Raw genomic sequence first — 16,188 nt, forward strand, 5'->3', positions numbered from 1 at the left:
GCTGCCCGGCGCCTGCGCATTCCCGCGGATTGATTGCCAGCCACGCCTACCCCGACCGTCCTCCGCTGCCTGGACTGCACGGTAGGTCGAAGCCACGCGCGCGGGGGCGATCAGGCCCGGACGACATCACACCCTGATCAATGAAATTTCAGATCAAGTCAGAGCGTACGAGACGCCGCGGCAATCGCAGCGGCACGCGGGTCGTTTCAGGCGCGGGATGATTTGCCCGCGCGCGCCTGCACGATGGCGTCCACCAGCATGTCGCCGGTCACCGGTTTGCGCAGGAAGCCGTTGAACCCGGCCGCCAGCACCTGCTGCTCGGCGTAGGCATCCGAGCGCGCGGTCACCGCGATCAAGGGCAACTCATAACCCATGGCGCGCAGCTGCCCCGCGATCGCGATGCCATCCAGCGCGGGCAGGTCGAGGTCCAGCAGGCCCACATCGAAATGGCCCGCCGCCACTTCGGACAGCGCGGCCAATCCATGCAGCACATGCACTACCTCGTGCCCACGCGAGCGCAGCAGGCCGACGATGACGTCGGCGACGGTGGCGTCGTCTTCCACCAGCAGGATGCGCAGCGGTGGCAACTGCGTGCGCAGTTCCTGACCCGGATCGCGCAGCGTGCCGACCGGCTGCACGGTCCACGGCAGCGGCAGCGATACGGTGAAGCGGGCGCCATCCCCCAATCGGCTGTCGATCTGGATCCGCCCCCCCATCGCCAAGGCCAGTTCCTGGCAGATCGCCAGGCCCAGGCCGCTGCCGCCATAGCGCGACGCGGTCCGCGGGCCATCAGCCTGTTCGAAGCGATGGAACAGGCGCTCCTGCTGGTCCTGGTTGATGCCGGGCCCCGTATCGGAGACCTCGAAAACGATCGCGCGACCGTCCTTGTCCAACTCGACACCGAGACCGACGTGCCCGTGCTCGGTGAACTTGATCGCGTTGCCGAGCAGGTTCATCAGGATCTGGCGTACGCGCATTTCGTCACCACTGACCTGTACCGGCCCGGGCAGGTTGAAGCTGCGCTCGAACGCCAGGCCGCGGTGATGGGCCATCGGCTCCATCAACGCCTCGACCTGGTCCAGCAACGACATCAGATCGAACGGCCGCAGATCCAGTTCGAGCCGCCCCGCCTCGATCCGGGCCAGATCCAGCGCGTCGTTGACCAGCCGCAGCAGGTGCTTGCCCGCATGCTGGATCGAACCGGCATACCCGCGCTGCACATCGTCCAGCTCGGTGGAGAGCAACAGTTCGCTCATGCCCAGTACGCCGGTCATCGGGGTGCGGACTTCATGCCCCAGCGTGGCCAGGAACCGGCTCTTGGCCTGCGAGGCCTGCTCGGCCAGCTGCTGCTTGTGCACCGTCAACTGCCACTGTTGGCGACGACGCAGGCGCGCACGCGCGACGTAGGCCAACGCGGCGATGCCGATCAGGCCGAGCAGCACGTAGCCTACGATCGCCCAGCCGCTGCGCCACCACGGCGGGCGCACGTCCAGCTCCAAGGTGCTGGGCGGCGTCCACGCGCCCTGCGGGGTCGCCGCCTGCACTTCGATGCGGTAACTCCCGGACGGCAGCCGCGAGAGCAGGCGCTCGCCATCGGCAGCCTGCATCACCCAGTTCTGGTCATAGCCCGAGACCCGGTAGCGGTAGCGGTTGCCGTGCGGATTGGCGAACGAGAGCAGGCGTGCGGACACGATCAGGTCGCGGTCCTGCGGCCCCAGCACGATCGGTGCCTGCGGCGGCAACATCTGCTGGCCCTCGGCATCGTCGCGGCGGACCTGCACGCTGTCGATCACCAGTTGCGACGGCGGCAGCACCATGTCCGCCGCATCCGGGTCGAAGCCGACCAGCCCGGTCGCAGTCACTGCCAGGACCCGTCCGTTGCGCGCCTGCACCGGTGGGCGGTTGCTGAACTCCACGTCCGGCAGGCCATCGCGTTCGCCGTACAGGCGCAAGCGGCGCTCGGTAGCGTGCCAGCAGATCAGGCCACGCGGCGTAGTGGCCCACACCTGCCCGTGCTTGCCGAGCGCCAGCCCGCCCATCGACACTGCAGGCAGCCCCTGCGCGGCGCCGACGCGTTCGCGCAGGCTCATGCTCAGGCCGTCCCAGCGATACCGTTCCAGCGCCCCCTGGCGAGCCAGCCAAAGTTCGTCCGGACCAATCCATGCCGCATCGTAGATGCTGCCACGCGAGATTCCCGGTACCTGTTCGAAGCGTCCGTTGCGCCAACGCCGCAGGCCCATGGCGCCGCCCATCACCCACAGCTGCCCGCGCGGATCGAACCCCATCTGTTCGACCGGGTCCTCGGCCAGCCCACGGTGCTGATCGTTGCGGATCGTATCGAGCACGTTGCCCTGCGCATCGCGGCGCTGGATGCCGAAGTTCATGATCGACAGCCATAGCTCGCCATTGGGCGCCTGACGGATCAGGTCGATGCGCTGGCGCACATCGGCGCCACCGCCGATCTTCCATTCGCGCAGCTTGCCGGTCGCAGGCTGGTACAGGCTCAATCGCCCGGCACGGCCGATCCATACCGCGCCATCCTCGCGCGGTAGCAGCGACCAGGCCGCACCGACACCGATCTGCGTGTCATCGGCGAGCTGCCGCAGTTGGCCGTGCGCATCCAGACGGTAAAGCCCGTGCGCGCCGGAGATGTAGAACGCATCGCCGGCGGCCGCAGCCCCCAGCAGATAGACGCTGTCCAGCGGTTTACCGTCGAGCTGGTACCAGCTGGAGAAGCGCTTCCAGTCCGGTGGCAGATAGGCCAGACCCTGGGTCAGCATCGCCACCCACAGGCCACCTTCATGGTCCTGCAGCATGTCCAGCACGCCGCTGCGCGCGGTCAGGAACCCACTGCCGGCGTCGCCGGCAAGCAGCCGCGCGGTGGCCGCATCGCCGCGATACAGACCATCGGCGGTGCCCAGCCAGTAGCCGCCATTGCGATCATGGATGACCGTGGCCGCGCGCACGTCGGCACTGAGCGTCCACGGCGCCGGGCGGGCCTGATCGTCGGCCCCGATCTGGAACAGCCCGCCTTCGGTGCCTGCCCAGACCGTGCCATCGGGCTCACGGGTCAAGCGGAACACGCTCTTGCCGCCGAGCAGTGCCGGCGCGATACGGGTGAAGCCGTCGCCGTCCCAGCGGGCAACGCCGTTGGAGGTGCCCACCCACACCCGTCCCTGCGGATCGGACAACAGGCTGTAGATGGTGTTGTCGGGCAGGCTGCGCGGATCGTCCGGGTCGGCCTGGTATTTGACCAGCGTGCCGTCCTCGCTGCGCCGGCATACGCCATGCTGGTTGGTGCCGATCCACAGCGACTGCGAGGCATAGGCCAGCGACCAGAACTGGCCTTCGCAGGCCTCGCTCAAGGCGGGAAAACGGGTGAACGCGGTGCGGTCCGGACCGAGCATGCTCAGGCCAACGCCATTGCTGCCGACCCAGACCCGGTCCAGCGGATCGATCAACAGCGTTTCCACCTCGTTGCCGGGCAGCGAGCCGGGGTCGGCCGGATCATTGCGCCAGACCCGCAGGCCGACACCATCCACGCGGGCCAGGCCATCATCGGTACCGGCCCAGATATACCCCTGGCGATCCTGGGCCAGCGCCAGCACCATGCGCGAAGGCATGCCCTCGGCCGCGCCCAGGCGGCGCAAGCGTGGCGTTTCCGCCGATGTTCCTGCGGCTTCCAACACTGACGGCACTGCGCACAACCACAGCCCCAACAGCACGATGCCTGCACCCCAGCGGCGCGTGCTCATCGATCCGGTCTCCCTGTTGGTGCGGATTGTCACACAGCGATCAGGACGGTGTCCGCATTCTGGGCGGGCGGCCGTGGATGGAACGGGCTGTTCCCGACGTGTCCGCGGAAGACGGCACAGGCGCGTGGTGCTGTTGTCGGGGGCACCACGATCTGTTGCAGCCATGACGCTGCATCCCATGACACGGCTGTGCGTATGATCGCCCCAGACCCTTATGGAGCCAGCGCCTTGCTCAAGCGCCTGACCCTTTCCCTGCTGCTGGCGGCCACCCCGCTGCTCGCCATCGCCGCTCCCGACAGCTATCGGCTCGATCCGGTGCACACCCGGGTGCTGTTCGCGGTGCAGCATGCCGGCTTCTCGCATGCCCTGGGCACCGTGTCCGGCAGCGACGGCGTGCTGGTGTTCGACCCGGACGACTGGCGCTCCGCGCGGCTGGAGGTACGCGTGCCGATCCAACGCCTGGACCTGGGCGACGACAAATGGAACAAGGCCACGCTGGCGCGCAACCTGCTCGACGGCGAGCGCTTCCCCGAGGCGCGCTTCGTCTCGACCCGGGTCGAGCCGATCGATCCGACCCACGCCAATGTCATCGGTCAGCTCACCGTACGCGGCGTGACCCGCGAGGTCACCCTGGCGGTCACCCTCAACGCGCTCAAGCGCCATCCACTGCCGCCGTTCCGCCGCACCGCCGGCTTCTCGGCCACCGCCACGCTCAGCCGCAGCGCCTTCGGCGTGTATGGCTGGGCCTCGATGATCGGCGATGAGGTGCAGTTGCGGATCGAAGCGGAGGCGGTGCGCGATCGCAACGCCGATGAACCTGCCGATGTGCCGGGAACTCCGGCCATGCCGATCGACTCAGATACCCCACAGCCGGTCCAGGAGACCACGCCATGACCGCCAAGAACACTCCGACCCGCTGGGGCGGTGTCAGCCAGACCCTGCACTGGCTGATCGCCGTGCTGATCCTCGCCCTGGGCATCGTCGGGCTGACCATGGGCGAACTGCCCAAGACCCCGAAGTATTTCTGGGTCTACACCATGCACAAATCGATCGGCATCACCGTGCTCGCCCTGGTGGTGACCCGGCTGCTGTGGCGGCTGTACGCCGGCGCGCCGCAGCCGGTACCGGGGACGCCCACCTGGCAGGAACGCATCGCCTCGGCCACGCATTGGCTGCTGTACGTGCTGATGTTCGCCATTCCGCTGTCCGGCTGGCTGTACGACTCGGCCAGCGGCCTGCGCCCGTTCCGCTGGTTCGGCCTGGTCGATGTGCCCAAGCTGAGCGCGCCGGATGAGCGTGTCACCCAGATCTCGCACGCCATCCATGAGTGGGGCTTCTGGCTGCTGATCGCCGTGGTCGTGGCCCATGCCGGCGCGGCGCTTTACCACCATTTTTACCAACGCGATGCCACGCTTGCGCGCATGCTCCCGCAGCGCTGGCTTGCCTCCCCCCAGAAGGATTGACCATGAACATCAAACTCACCTCACCCGCGGCGGTCGCCGCCGCCCTGGCCGGCCTGCTGGCCACCGCCCCGGTACTGGCCGCCGACTACGTGCAGGCCCCCGGCTCGGTGCTGGCCTTTGCCACCAAGTACGACGGTGAAGTGTTCACCGGCACCTTCCCGGGTTTCGATACCAGGATCAGCTTCGATCCGGCCAAGCTGGACGACGCCAAGCTGGAAGTGACCATTCCGCTGGCCAGTGCCAAGAGCGGCAACAGCGACCGCGATTCGACCCTGCAGGGCGCGGACTTCTTCAACGTGGGCAAGTTCGCCCAGGCCAAGTACAGCGCCACCAAGTTCCGCTCGCTCGGCAACAACCAGTACGCCGCCGACGGTACCCTGGAGCTGCGTGGCGTGAGCAAGCCGGTCACCCTGACCTTCACCTGGACGCCGGGCGCGCAGCCGGTGCTGGCCGGCAAGGCGACGGTGAAGCGTCTGGACTTCGGCGTGGGCGGCGGCGATTGGGCCGACACCAAGACCATCCCGAACGAGACCGCGATCAGCACGAAGGTCGTGCTGAAAGCGAAGTAATCCGACCTGGCCGGGTGCCGGCCGACTCGCCCCGGTAGAGCCGACCGTTGGTCGGCTGCCCTGGCAACTTGGTCGGCTGCCCTGGCAACTTGGTCGGCTGCCGTAGCGATCTGCTCGGCTGCCCTGGCGATCTGCTCGGCTGCCCTGGCGATATGGGCGGCTGCCCTGGCGATGAAGACGTCCGGGCAGCCGACCAACGGCCGGCTCTACCGGCGCCAGGCGTCTACCGCCGCCACATCGAACGGCCAGTCCAGTTCCCGGCCCTGCGCATCGCGCAGCACCGGCACCCGCAGCCCGTAGCGGGCCTCCAGCGCGGCGTCGTCATCGATGAACACACTGTCCAGATCGGCCACCCGGGCCTGGGCCAGTACCGCCAGGGCCTGGTCACACAAATGGCAGTCATCACGCTGGTACAAGGTAAACACCGGCCCACCCGCCTTGGAAAATGTTGCGCCGCAGCCAGAGCCGGCGGCACGAAGCGCATAGAATAGCGCTCCATCCGATACCCGCAGTTTGGCAATCATGGCTGTCAGCACGTTCGACGTTTTCAAGATCGGCATTGGCCCGAGTTCTTCGCACACCGTGGGACCGATGAAGGCTGCCGAACGTTTCGTGCACCGCTGGCTGCTCGATCCGGGCCACCTGCAGGACGTAGTGCGCATCCGCGCCGACGTCTACGGTTCGCTGGCCCTGACCGGCCGCGGCCATGGCACCGACAAGGCCGTGCTGCTCGGGCTGGAGGGCCAGCGCCCGAACCTGATCGATCCGGACATCATCCCCGAGACCCTCGAGCGCATCCGCAGCAGCAAGCGCATCCGCCTGATGGGCCAGCACGAAATCGCCTTCGACGAGAAGCGCGACCTGGGCCTGAACAAGCGCCAGAAACTGCCGTACCACACCAACGGCATGCGCTTCACCGCGTATGGCGCCGATGAGCAGGTGATCGCCACGCGCGATTACTACTCGGTCGGCGGTGGCTTCGTGGTCAACCAGGATGACGCGGCCGATGACCGCATCGTGCCCGATGAAACCCCGCTGCCCTACCCGTTCAAGAGCGGCGACGAGCTGCTCGCGCAGACCGCGCGCAGTGGGCTGAGCATCGCCCAGCTGATGTTCGAGAACGAGAAGTGCTGGCGTACCGAAGAAGAGATCCGCGACAACCTGCGCGAGATCTGGAGCGCGATGCAGGCCTGCGTGGAGCGTGGCATCCGCCAGGAAGGCACCCTGCCCGGCGGCCTGCATGTCTCGCGCCGTGCACCGGCCCTGTACCGCGAGCTGTCGTCCAAGCCGGAAGCGGCGATGCGCGACCCGCTGACCACGCTGGACTGGGTCAATCTGTACGCGCTGGCCGTCAACGAAGAAAATGCCGCCGGTGGCCGCGTGGTCACCGCCCCGACCAACGGCGCCGCCGGTGTGCTGCCGGCCGTGCTGCATTACTTCGATCGGTTCTGCCCCGGTGCCAACGAACAGCGCGTGTTCGATTTCCTGCTGACCTCGGCCGCGATCGGCATCCTGTACAAGGAAAACGCGTCGATTTCCGGCGCCGAAGTCGGCTGCCAGGGTGAAGTGGGCGTGGCCTGCTCGATGGCCGCCGGCGGCCTGGTCGCGGCGCTGGGTGGCAACCCGAGCCAGATCGAGAACGCCGCGGAAATCGGCATGGAACACAACCTCGGCCTGACCTGCGACCCGATCGGTGGCCTGGTCCAGATCCCGTGCATCGAGCGCAATGCGATGGGCGCGGTCAAGGCCATCAACGCCTCGCGGATGGCCATGCGCGGCGATGGCAAGCACAAGGTTTCGCTGGACAAGGTCATCAAGACCATGCGCGACACCGGCCGCGACATGCAGGACAAGTACAAGGAAACCAGCCGCGGCGGGCTGGCGGTCAACGTCATCGAGTGCTGATCGACCGCCCCCGGCGGTAGAGCCGACCGTTGGTCGGCTGCTCCCGGACGCATCACCGGTACGCCTGCACGGTCGCTCCGGTACAATCAGGGCTCCCCCGTTCCGGAGACCGCCATGCGCATCCTGGCCGCCGCCCTGCTGGCCTGCCTGCCACTGACCAGCCTCGCCGCCGACACCTACGGCCCGCGGCTGGAAGGCTTCGACTATCCCTATCCGGTCAAGACCTTCCGGTTCGAGTCCCAGCGCCAGCCGCTGGAAATGGCCTATATCGACGTGCCCGCCGCTGGCAAAGGCTTCGCCGGGACCGTCGTGCTGCTGCACGGCAAGAACTTCTGCGCGGCTACCTGGAAGGACACCATCGCGGCATTGAGCGCGGCCAGCTACCGGGTGATCGCGCCGGACCAGATCGGCTTCTGCAAATCGAGCAAGCCCGAACGCTACCAGTACTCGTTCGGCCAGTTGGCCACCAATACCGAAGCGCTGCTGGAGCATCTGGGCTACGGCGAGGGCAAGCTGCACATCGTCGGCCATTCGATGGGCGGCATGTTGGCGGCACGCTTCGCGTTGATGTATCCCCAGCGCTTGCTCAGCCTGTCGCTGGTCAATCCGATCGGACTGGAAGACTGGAAGGCCAAGGGCGTGCCCTGGCGCAGTATCGATGCCTGGTATGCGGGCGAGCTGAAGACCAGCTTCGACAGCATCAGGAAGTACCAGCTCGACGTCTATTACAACGGCCAGTGGAAGCCCGAGTACGAGCAGTGGGTGCGCATGCAGTCGCGCATGTACGACGGTCCCGGCAAACAGGCGGTGGCGTGGAGCCAGGCGCTGACCTCGGACATGGTGTTCAACCAGCCGGTGGTCTACGAGCTGCCCAAGCTGACGGTGCCGACCACCTTGTTCATCGGCCAGACCGACCGCACCGCGATCGGCCGTGACCTGGCACCGCCGGCCCTGAAAGCGACGCTGGGCAACTACCCCGCGCTGGGCAAAGCAGCGGCCGCCGCGATTCCCGGCGCCGTGCTGGTGAGCTTCGAGGATCTGGGCCACTCGCCGCAGGTGCAGGACCCGGCCCGGTTCAATGCGGCCTTGTTGCAGGCTCTGTCACGACACGACTGAGCCAACCGCGCGGTCGCGCCACGCCATGCGCGGCAGCGGCGACCTCGGCGATCGGCGCCGAGGCAGCCAGCCCACACCGGCGCTGCCGTGCGCCTGGGTGGGATGGCGCGATCAGCGCCGCACGATCGCCAGCACGTCGTCCAGCAATGCCGCGGCGGTGACTTCCGCCCCGGCGCCAGGCCCCTGGATCAACAGCGGCTGCGCGTGATAACGATCGCTGTGGATCGCCACCCGGTTGTCGGTCTGTGCACCGCCCGCCAGGGGATGGTTGCGCGGCAGCACGCGCAGCCCGACCGACGCCCCCTCGTGATCGAAACCACCGACGAAGCGCAGGCACCCACCCTGCTCGTTGGCCTGCTGCCAGCAGTGCTGCAGTGGCGCATCCAGCAGTAACAACCGGGCCAATGCATCCGCCGGCGACAGCACGGCGAGCGCATCCGGCACCAGCGAGTCCACCTGCACGTGCTCGGCACGCAACGCGATGCCGCTGGCACGCGCCAGGATCAGCAGCTTGCGACGGACATCTTCGCCGGAGAGATCCACGCGCGGATCCGGCTCGGTATAACCGGCGTCAGCCGCCTCACGCACCCACGCGGAAAACGGACGCTGGCCATCGTAGTGATGGAACAGCCACGCCAGCGACCCGGACAGCACGCCTTCCACGCGATGGATGCGGTCGCCACCGGCGACCAGTGCGCGCAGGCTGCTCAGCAGCGGCAGGCCCGCGCCCACCGTCGCACTGTCACCATAGCGGGCGTCGCCCTGCTGGCCGCTGTCGGCGATGGCCTGTGCGCGGGCCAGCTGCGCCCCCTGGCCAAGCTTGTTGGCGGTCACCACGTGCACGCCACGCGCCAGCCACTGCTCGTGCCAATTGGCGACCTCGTCGCTGGCGGTCGCATCGACCACCACATCCCCGCGCTGCAGGCCTTCGGCTTCCGCCCAGGGCTGCAGCGCCACCGCACCGCGCGCGGCCAGGTTGGCCTGGGCAAGTTCGTGCGCGGGGGCCTGTTCGCAGGCACGCGCCGTACGCGAGTTGGCCAGCCAGGAAAACGACGGCAGGGTGACGCCGCGATCCTGCAGCGAGGCATACCGCTGCACGAAGGCGGTGCCGACCGTGCCGGTGCCAAGCAGGGCGAGCTTTCGGTTGGCAACCAGCGGCAGGTTCAGCACCGCGCTCATGCATCCACCTGTTTACGGCGCTGCACGTCATGGTGCTGATCGATCACCACCTGGGCACGTTCCAGCCCGGCCTGCAGATCGGCCACCAGATCTTCCGGTGATTCGATGCCGACCGACAGACGCAGCAGGCCTTCGCTGATGCCGGCATGCGCACGCGCTTCCGGGGTCATCGCCGCATGGGTCATGGTTGCCGGGTGCGCGACCAGGCTCTCCACGCCGCCCAGCGATTCGGCCAGGGTGAAACAGCGCAGGCCATCGACGAAGGCGCGCACCGCCGCGTGCGGATCATCGCCCGGGCACGAGGCCAGCTCGAAGGACAGCATCGCGCCGAAGCCACTCTGCTGGCGCGCGGCAATGGCATGGCCAGGATGATCGGCCAGGCCGGGGTAGTACACACTGGCCACCGCATCACTGGCGGCGAGCAGCTCGACCACCGCCGCCGTGTTCTCCTGGTGCGCGCGCAGGCGTGCACCGAGCGTGCGCAGCCCGCGCAGGGTCAGGAAGGCGTCGAACGGCGAGCCGGTCAAGCCCAGTGCGTTGGCCCACCACACCAGCTGCTCGTGCAGCGCAGGGTCGCGTGCGATCACCGCCCCGCCGACCACATCGCTGTGGCCGTTGATGTACTTGGTGGTCGAGTGCAGCACCACGTCGGCACCGAAGCTGATCGGCTGCTGCAGCGCCGGCGACAGGAAGGTGTTGTCGACGACCACCTTGGCCCCGGCCTTGTGCGCGGCGTCGATGACGAAGCGCAGGTCGGTGATGCGCAGCAACGGGTTGGACGGGGTTTCGATCAGCACCAGGGTCGGCGACTGCGCCAGCGCGTCGGCGAGCGAGCGCGGATCGGTGAGGTCGGCGGTGATCAGGCCGAAGTGACCCTTCCTGGCCAGTGCGTTGAACAGGCGCCAGCTGCCGCCGTAGGCATCGTGCGGTACCACCAGGGTATCGCCGGATTGCAGCAGCGCATTGAGCACCAGGTTGATCGCCCCCATGCCGGTGGAGGTGATCACCCCACCCGCGCCGCCTTCCAGTTCTGCCAGCGCTTCACCGAGCAGGTCGCGGGTCGGGTTGCCGCTGCGCGTGTAGTCGTACTGGCGCTTGTTGCCGAAGCCATCGAAGCTGAAGTTGGAGGACAGCACGATCGGCGGGGTCACCGCGCCGTGGGCGGTGTCACGGTCGATGCCGGCACGCACGGCGGCGGTGACACGGCTACAGGACGGCTCGGTACCAGCGGAACGGCTCATGCGGTTTCTCCGGGGGATCGAAAAGCGGTGGCGAGGATCGCATCGATGCGATCGGTTTCTTTCAGGAAGGCGTCGTGGCCATACGGGGAGCGCAGCACGCGCAGGCTGCCGCGCGGGCCCAGCCCTTCCACCAGACCGACACAGTCGGCCAGCGGTACCAGGCGATCACCTTCCACGGCGACCACGACGGTCGGCACCTGGATGGCCGCCGGGTCGACCCGGTGCAGGTCGATCGATTCGGACAAGCGCAGGTAGGCATCGACCGGGGTCCGGGCAACGTACTGCGCACCGGCGGCATCCAGATAATCTTCGGCGGCAACGCGCACGCGGCCATTGACCACTTCCGGCGCGGCATCGAAGCGCTCGCCGAACTCTTCCGGCGTGCGGTAGCTGAGCATGGCGAACTGGCGCGCCAGTGACAGCCCGTGGCTTTCGGCGCATTGCAGCTGGCCGAGCGCGACCGCGCGACGCTGCAGCGCGCGCCAGGCCGCGGCATACGGATGCGGCCGGTGCGCGCCACTCACCGCGATCAGCTTCTGCACGCGCTGGCGGTGGCGGATCGCGAACTGCTGGCCGACCAGTGCACCGTAGGAGTAGCCGACGAAGCACTGCAGGCGGGTGATGCCGAGATGGTCCAGCAGCAGGGCCAGCGCGTCGGCCTGGTCGGCGGTGTCGATCGGCAGGTCGAGCGCCCCATCGGCCCCCATGAAATCGAACGCCAGGATGCGCAGCGATGCCGGATCCAGCGCGCGGCCCGCGGCCACCAGGCCTTCAGCCCAGCCCTTTTCCGGAAACTCGGCATTGGCGGCCACGTGGCGGTGCGCGGAGATGCCACCGGCCAGCACCACCACCGGCGCATCGGCGCGGCCGACGATTTCGTAGCGCAGCCGCACCGGCCGCGGTCCACCGTGACGCATCGACAGCACCGCCGCGATATCGCCGCGCACGGCGTTCAGCCCGGCGTCGACGGGGACGCTGAGCGGGGCGAAAGAGTCGGTGGCGACAGCGGCAGCGGTGGCGAAACTCATGGCGGCATCCAAAGTAGGAAAACGGCCATCGAGCTTTCGCGGAGCTCGCGTTCGAAGCGCACGCACGGTGCACGGTTCGAACCATCTTTCGGAAGACACCAACGGTCTCCGCAGGATTTGGCACCTACGCAGGTCGCTTTCGCGTCTGCGGGCTGCCCCGGCTTCAAAGGGCCTGTCCCTCTGCCGGTCTCGATGGTGGAGCCACGATGCCAGCGCTTTCGGCCCATGTCAATCCCTTCATCGGCATGAAGCGATATATACTCCGGATGATCCTCCGTCGCGCATACTCCGGGCTCCTGCCCCGCCGGCCAATGCCTTGCGCTGCCTACGTCTTTCCGTGCTTTCCCTGTTGTTGATCCCGGTACTGGACGCCTCCGCCGCCCCGGGTGCGAACTGGCGCGAGGGCTGGCGGGTCGAGCGACCGACGGCCGCCACGGCCGTCCAGCGGGCAGTCGACGCGGCCGCGCCGCCGCTGGCGGTACTGAGCCTGGAGGGGATTGGCGACCATTGGCAGGCGCGCGTCGACAACCGCCTGGCCGGGCCGGTCCAGGTCGCGCTGGGGCCGGCCGCGGGGGCGGCGGTCCTGCCCGGACTGCCGCTGCAGACCGTGATCGCCGGTTCGGCCAGCATCGTGGTGACCCGCCTGCAGCCGCCGCCCGGCATGACGGCGATCCAGCTCGATCTCATGGCGGTCCCCGGCGATCCCGCCGCACGCGCACGGGATGTCGCCTACCAACTGCCGTTCGATGGGGCCCGCATCCAGGTCAGTCAGGCACCGCAGGGCCGTTTCAGTCACCGCGATCCGGAAAACCGCGACGCCATCGACTTCGCGCTGCCCGAGGGCACGCCCGTGCTGGCGGCGCGGGCAGGCACCGTCATGCAGGTCCAGGCCGGGTACCAGGGCAATGGGCTGGATCGTGAGCACGATCTGGGCCGGGCCAATCTGGTGCGGGTGCTGCACGAGGACGGCAGCATGGCGGTGTACGCGCATCTGCAGTACAACGGCGCGCTGGTCCGCGAGGGCGAGCAGGTCCACGCCGGGCAGCGCATCGGGCTGTCGGGCAACACCGGCTACAGTGCGGCGCCGCATCTGCACTTCGCGGTCCAGGTCAATGCCGGGATGCGGCTGCGTTCGATCCCGGCGCGGATCGTCAGCCCACAGGGCGAGCTGCGCTTCGCCCGCACGACCGAGGAGGCAGGGGCTTCCGCCCTGCCCTGACCCGCCGCTGCCAGTGGCCGCTATAATGGGCGGCTTATCTCTTATGAAAAGCGCCCCGGGCGGGCGCGTCACGCCATGTCCGAAGTCGCTACCGAAGCCGCGCGCCGCCGCACCTTCGCCATCATTTCCCATCCTGACGCCGGCAAGACCACGCTGACCGAAAAGCTGCTGCTGTTCGGCGGTGCGATCCAGATGGCCGGCTCGGTCAAGGGCCGCAAGGCCGCGCGCCACGCGACCTCCGACTGGATGGCGCTGGAAAAGGAGCGCGGAATCTCGGTCACCTCCTCGGTGATGCAGTTCCCGTACGAGGGCAAGATCGTCAACCTGCTCGACACCCCCGGCCATGCCGACTTCGGCGAGGACACCTACCGCGTGCTTACCGCGGTGGACTCGGCGCTGATGGTGATCGACGTGGCCAAGGGCGTGGAAGAGCGCACCATCAAGCTGATGGAAGTCTGCCGGCTGCGCGACACGCCGATCATGACCTTCATCAACAAGCTCGATCGCGAGGGCAAGGAGCCCATCGATCTGCTGGATGAAGTGGAAAGCGTGCTCGGCATCCAGTGCGCTCCGGTCACCTGGCCGATCGGCATGGGCCAGCGCCTGAAGGGCGTGGTCCATCTGATCAGCGGTGAGGTCCACCTGTACGAGCAGGGCCGCAACTTCACCCGGCAGGATTCGACCATCTTCCCGTCGATCGATTCGCCGGGCCTGGCCGAGAAAATCGGCGAGCGCATGCTGGCCGACCTGCGCGACGAGCTGGAGCTGGTGCAGGGCGCCAGCCATCCGTTCGACGTGGAAGCCTACCTGGCCGGCAAGCAGACCCCGGTGTTCTTCGGCTCGGGCGTGAACAACTTCGGCGTGCAGCCGCTGCTGGACTTCTTCGTCGAGCACGCACCGTCGCCGCAGCCGCGCGCGACCACCGGCCGCGAGATCGCACCGCAGGAAAACAAGCTGACCGGCTTCGTGTTCAAGATCCAGGCCAACATGGACCCGCAGCACCGTGACCGCGTGGCGTTCATGCGGGTCTGCTCGGGCCGTTTCATGGCCGGCATGAAGACCTTCCATGTACGTACCGGGAAGGAAATGAAGCTGGCCAATGCGCTGACCTTCATGGCCAGCGACCGCGAAATCGCCGCCGAGGCTTGGCCGGGCGATGTGATCGGCATCCACAACCACGGCACGATTTCCATCGGCGACACCTTCACCGAGGGCGAAGCGGTCAGCTTCACCGGCATCCCGAACTTCGCGCCGGAACTGTTCCGCCGCGCGCGCCTGCGCGATCCGCTCAAGCTCAAGCAGCTGCAGAAAGGCCTGGCGCAGTTGTCCGAAGAAGGCGCGACGCAGTTCTTCCGCCCGCTGATGAGCAACGACCTGATCCTGGGCGCGGTGGGTGTACTGCAGTTCGACGTGGCCGCCTACCGCCTGAAGGATGAGTACGGTGTGGAAGCCACCTTCGAGCCGGTCAGCGTGACCACGGCGCGTTGGGTCACCTGCAGCAACGAGAAGAAGCTGGAAGAGTTCCGCGAGAAGAACGCGGGCAACCTGAGCATCGATGCCGCCGGCCAGCTGGTGTATCTGGCACCGACCCGGGTCAATCTGCAGTTGGCGCAGGAACGTGCGCCCGACGTACGCTTCGCAGCGACGCGCGAAGCGGCGCACAGCGTGTCGGTCGGCTGACCGCTCGGCTGCTCTGTCGGCTGAACGGCCGCGCGTGCACGCGCGCGCCATCGCGGCGATGATAGGGGGGAGCGGGCTCCCCCTCCCCGCACCTCCCATCATCGCCATGACCTCTGTCGTTTCCGTTCGAGAAGAAATCGCCAGCGCCTTGACCCACGGGCTTGGCGCCGTTGCTGCATTGGCCGCCAGTGCGGTCTTGATTACCCTGGCTGCCATCTATGGTGACGGCTGGCAGTTGGCCAGTGCGATCGTGTTCGGGGTGGCGCTGCTGCTGTTGTATACGGCCTCGACGCTGTATCACGCGATCCAGCATCCGGTCGCGAAGGGCCGGCTGAAGGTGTTCGATCACTGTGCGATCTATCTGTTGATCGCCGGGACGTATACGCCGTTCACGCTGATCGGTCTGCGTGGGCCGTGGGGCTGGGGAATGTTCACCGCGATCTGGGCGCTGGCGCTGTTCGGGGTGGTGTTCAAGTTGTTCTATACCGGCCGTTTCAAGCTGTTGTCGACGATCATCTATATCGCGATGGGCTGGATGGTGATGGTGGCGATCAAGCCGATGTGGAATTCGCTGGATGCGTGGACGCTGGGGTGGCTGTTGGCCGGCGGGGTGTTCTATACGTTGGGGACGGTGTTCTATCACCGGGAGTCGGTGCCGTATTCGCATGCGATCTGGCATTTGTTCGTGATCGGCGGGAGTGTGTGTCACTTCGTTGCGGTGACGGCGCAGATTCTTTGAGTGTTGTTTGCTTGCCGGTAAGGGGATTGGCGACGACGGCGGCAAGAGCAAGAGCAACAGCGACAGCAACAGCGAAGGCGGCTCGGACTTCAGGCATGCGGCAGGCTGGGTCGGCACGGGTGGGTTGGCGGGACACGCCGTGAATCCGTCCATGGAGGCTCATGTCGCGCCATCCATGGCGCTCATGGTCCCGCCAACCCACCCGCACCGCCCCGCTCACGGTTGGCTGGCGCGCACGGAAAGGTCAACGGCATTGGCTGTCTGATCCAGCAGTGTCCGAGCCATGCGCCGGGT

General features: G+C 67.6%; 13 protein-coding genes and 1 riboswitch. Of the genes, 8 read left to right on the top strand and 5 right to left on the bottom strand.

Annotated elements, in window-relative coordinates; all coding sequences use genetic code 11:
• Positions 1-206: 206 nt before the first annotated feature.
• Positions 207-3,755 (bottom strand): sensor histidine kinase, encoded by a 3,549-nt coding sequence (locus tag AC07WC_RS04925; protein ID WP_495209003.1) that lies wholly within the window; start codon positions 3,753-3,755, stop codon positions 207-209.
• A gap of 195 nt (positions 3,756-3,950) precedes the next feature.
• Between AC07WC_RS04925 and AC07WC_RS04930 the strand changes: the two genes are divergently transcribed.
• From AC07WC_RS04930 to AC07WC_RS04940, 3 genes are read left to right on the top strand one after another with little or no spacing between them, the layout of a single operon-like run.
• Positions 3,951-4,649 carry a YceI family protein gene (locus tag AC07WC_RS04930; RefSeq protein WP_495209004.1) on the top strand — a complete coding sequence of 233 codons (699 nt, stop codon included), beginning with the start codon at positions 3,951-3,953 and terminating at the stop codon, positions 4,647-4,649.
• Positions 4,646-5,218, top strand: a complete 573-nt coding sequence (locus AC07WC_RS04935; RefSeq protein ID WP_495209005.1) for a cytochrome b — start codon at positions 4,646-4,648, stop codon at positions 5,216-5,218. The genes AC07WC_RS04930 and AC07WC_RS04935 overlap by 4 nt, the downstream gene beginning before the upstream one ends.
• A 2-nt stretch (positions 5,219-5,220) precedes the next feature.
• Positions 5,221-5,787 (top strand): YceI family protein, encoded by a 567-nt coding sequence (locus AC07WC_RS04940; protein ID WP_019186059.1) that lies wholly within the window; start codon positions 5,221-5,223, stop codon positions 5,785-5,787.
• A 206-nt stretch (positions 5,788-5,993) separates the two neighbouring features.
• Here the strand turns inward: AC07WC_RS04940 and AC07WC_RS04945 are convergent, their stop codons facing one another.
• Complete coding sequence (locus AC07WC_RS04945) at positions 5,994-6,212, bottom strand: glutaredoxin family protein (protein WP_495209117.1); 219 nt, start codon at positions 6,210-6,212, stop codon at positions 5,994-5,996.
• 97 nt (positions 6,213-6,309) lie between these two features.
• Here AC07WC_RS04945 and AC07WC_RS04950 point away from each other — a divergent pair, with 97 nt between their 5' ends.
• Together AC07WC_RS04950 and AC07WC_RS04955 are read left to right on the top strand one after the other, a co-directional pair.
• A complete protein-coding gene (locus tag AC07WC_RS04950) occupies positions 6,310-7,692 on the top strand; it encodes an L-serine ammonia-lyase (RefSeq protein ID WP_495209006.1) in 1,383 nt (460 codons plus the stop codon).
• Positions 7,693-7,806: 114 nt separating this feature from the next.
• A complete protein-coding gene (locus tag AC07WC_RS04955) occupies positions 7,807-8,808 on the top strand; it encodes an alpha/beta fold hydrolase (RefSeq protein WP_495209007.1) in 1,002 nt (333 codons plus the stop codon).
• A gap of 111 nt (positions 8,809-8,919) precedes the next feature.
• Here AC07WC_RS04955 and AC07WC_RS04960 read toward each other — a convergent pair whose 3' ends face one another.
• Genes AC07WC_RS04960 through metX form a run of 3 tightly spaced genes read right to left on the bottom strand, consistent with a single transcriptional unit; the run spans position 8,920 to position 12,256 of the window.
• Positions 8,920-9,987, bottom strand: a complete 1,068-nt coding sequence (locus AC07WC_RS04960; protein ID WP_495209008.1) for a homoserine dehydrogenase family protein — start codon at positions 9,985-9,987, stop codon at positions 8,920-8,922.
• A complete protein-coding gene (locus tag AC07WC_RS04965; RefSeq protein WP_495209009.1) occupies positions 9,984-11,228 on the bottom strand; it encodes an O-succinylhomoserine (thiol)-lyase in 1,245 nt (414 codons plus the stop codon). The genes AC07WC_RS04960 and AC07WC_RS04965 overlap by 4 nt, the downstream gene beginning before the upstream one ends.
• Entirely contained in the window at positions 11,225-12,256 is a 1,032-nt protein-coding gene (gene metX, locus AC07WC_RS04970) for a homoserine O-succinyltransferase MetX (RefSeq protein ID WP_495209010.1), read from the bottom strand. The genes AC07WC_RS04965 and metX overlap by 4 nt, the downstream gene beginning before the upstream one ends.
• A 78-nt stretch (positions 12,257-12,334) precedes the next feature.
• Positions 12,335-12,455: riboswitch (SAM riboswitch) on the bottom strand.
• Positions 12,456-12,593: 138 nt separating this feature from the next.
• On the opposite strand from metX, the gene AC07WC_RS04975 reads away from it, so the two are divergent.
• From AC07WC_RS04975 to trhA, 3 genes are all read left to right on the top strand, one after another.
• Positions 12,594-13,475, top strand: a complete 882-nt coding sequence (locus tag AC07WC_RS04975; RefSeq protein WP_495209011.1) for a M23 family metallopeptidase — start codon at positions 12,594-12,596, stop codon at positions 13,473-13,475.
• 75 nt (positions 13,476-13,550) lie between these two features.
• Entirely contained in the window at positions 13,551-15,155 is a 1,605-nt protein-coding gene (locus AC07WC_RS04980) for a peptide chain release factor 3 (RefSeq protein ID WP_495209012.1), read from the top strand.
• 106 nt (positions 15,156-15,261) lie between these two features.
• On the top strand, positions 15,262-15,894 hold the full coding sequence (gene trhA / locus AC07WC_RS04985) for a PAQR family membrane homeostasis protein TrhA (RefSeq protein ID WP_495209013.1): 633 nt from the start codon (positions 15,262-15,264) through the stop codon (positions 15,892-15,894).
• The last annotated feature ends 294 nt before the right edge of the window (positions 15,895-16,188 follow it).

It is taken from the genome of Stenotrophomonas sp. GW821-FHT01H02A, assembly GCF_059422145.1.

What these genes read in the sequence shown, in the direction of transcription:
- trhA (WP_495209013.1), top strand. Translation starts at nt 15,262, where the DNA reads ATGACCTCTGTCGTTTCCGTTCGAGAAGAAATCGCCAGCGCCTTGACC.
- AC07WC_RS04930 (WP_495209004.1), top strand. Translation starts at nt 3,951, where the DNA reads ATGATCGCCCCAGACCCTTATGGAGCCAGCGCCTTGCTCAAGCGCCTG.
- AC07WC_RS04940 (WP_019186059.1), top strand. Translation starts at nt 5,221, where the DNA reads ATGAACATCAAACTCACCTCACCCGCGGCGGTCGCCGCCGCCCTGGCC.
- AC07WC_RS04960 (WP_495209008.1), bottom strand. Translation starts at nt 9,987, where the DNA reads ATGAGCGCGGTGCTGAACCTGCCGCTGGTTGCCAACCGAAAGCTCGCC.
- AC07WC_RS04935 (WP_495209005.1), top strand. Translation starts at nt 4,646, where the DNA reads ATGACCGCCAAGAACACTCCGACCCGCTGGGGCGGTGTCAGCCAGACC.
- AC07WC_RS04950 (WP_495209006.1), top strand. Translation starts at nt 6,310, where the DNA reads ATGGCTGTCAGCACGTTCGACGTTTTCAAGATCGGCATTGGCCCGAGT.
- AC07WC_RS04925 (WP_495209003.1), bottom strand. Translation starts at nt 3,755, where the DNA reads ATGAGCACGCGCCGCTGGGGTGCAGGCATCGTGCTGTTGGGGCTGTGG.
- AC07WC_RS04980 (WP_495209012.1), top strand. Translation starts at nt 13,551, where the DNA reads ATGTCCGAAGTCGCTACCGAAGCCGCGCGCCGCCGCACCTTCGCCATC.
- metX (WP_495209010.1), bottom strand. Translation starts at nt 12,256, where the DNA reads ATGAGTTTCGCCACCGCTGCCGCTGTCGCCACCGACTCTTTCGCCCCG.
- AC07WC_RS04955 (WP_495209007.1), top strand. Translation starts at nt 7,807, where the DNA reads ATGCGCATCCTGGCCGCCGCCCTGCTGGCCTGCCTGCCACTGACCAGC.
- AC07WC_RS04965 (WP_495209009.1), bottom strand. Translation starts at nt 11,228, where the DNA reads ATGAGCCGTTCCGCTGGTACCGAGCCGTCCTGTAGCCGTGTCACCGCC.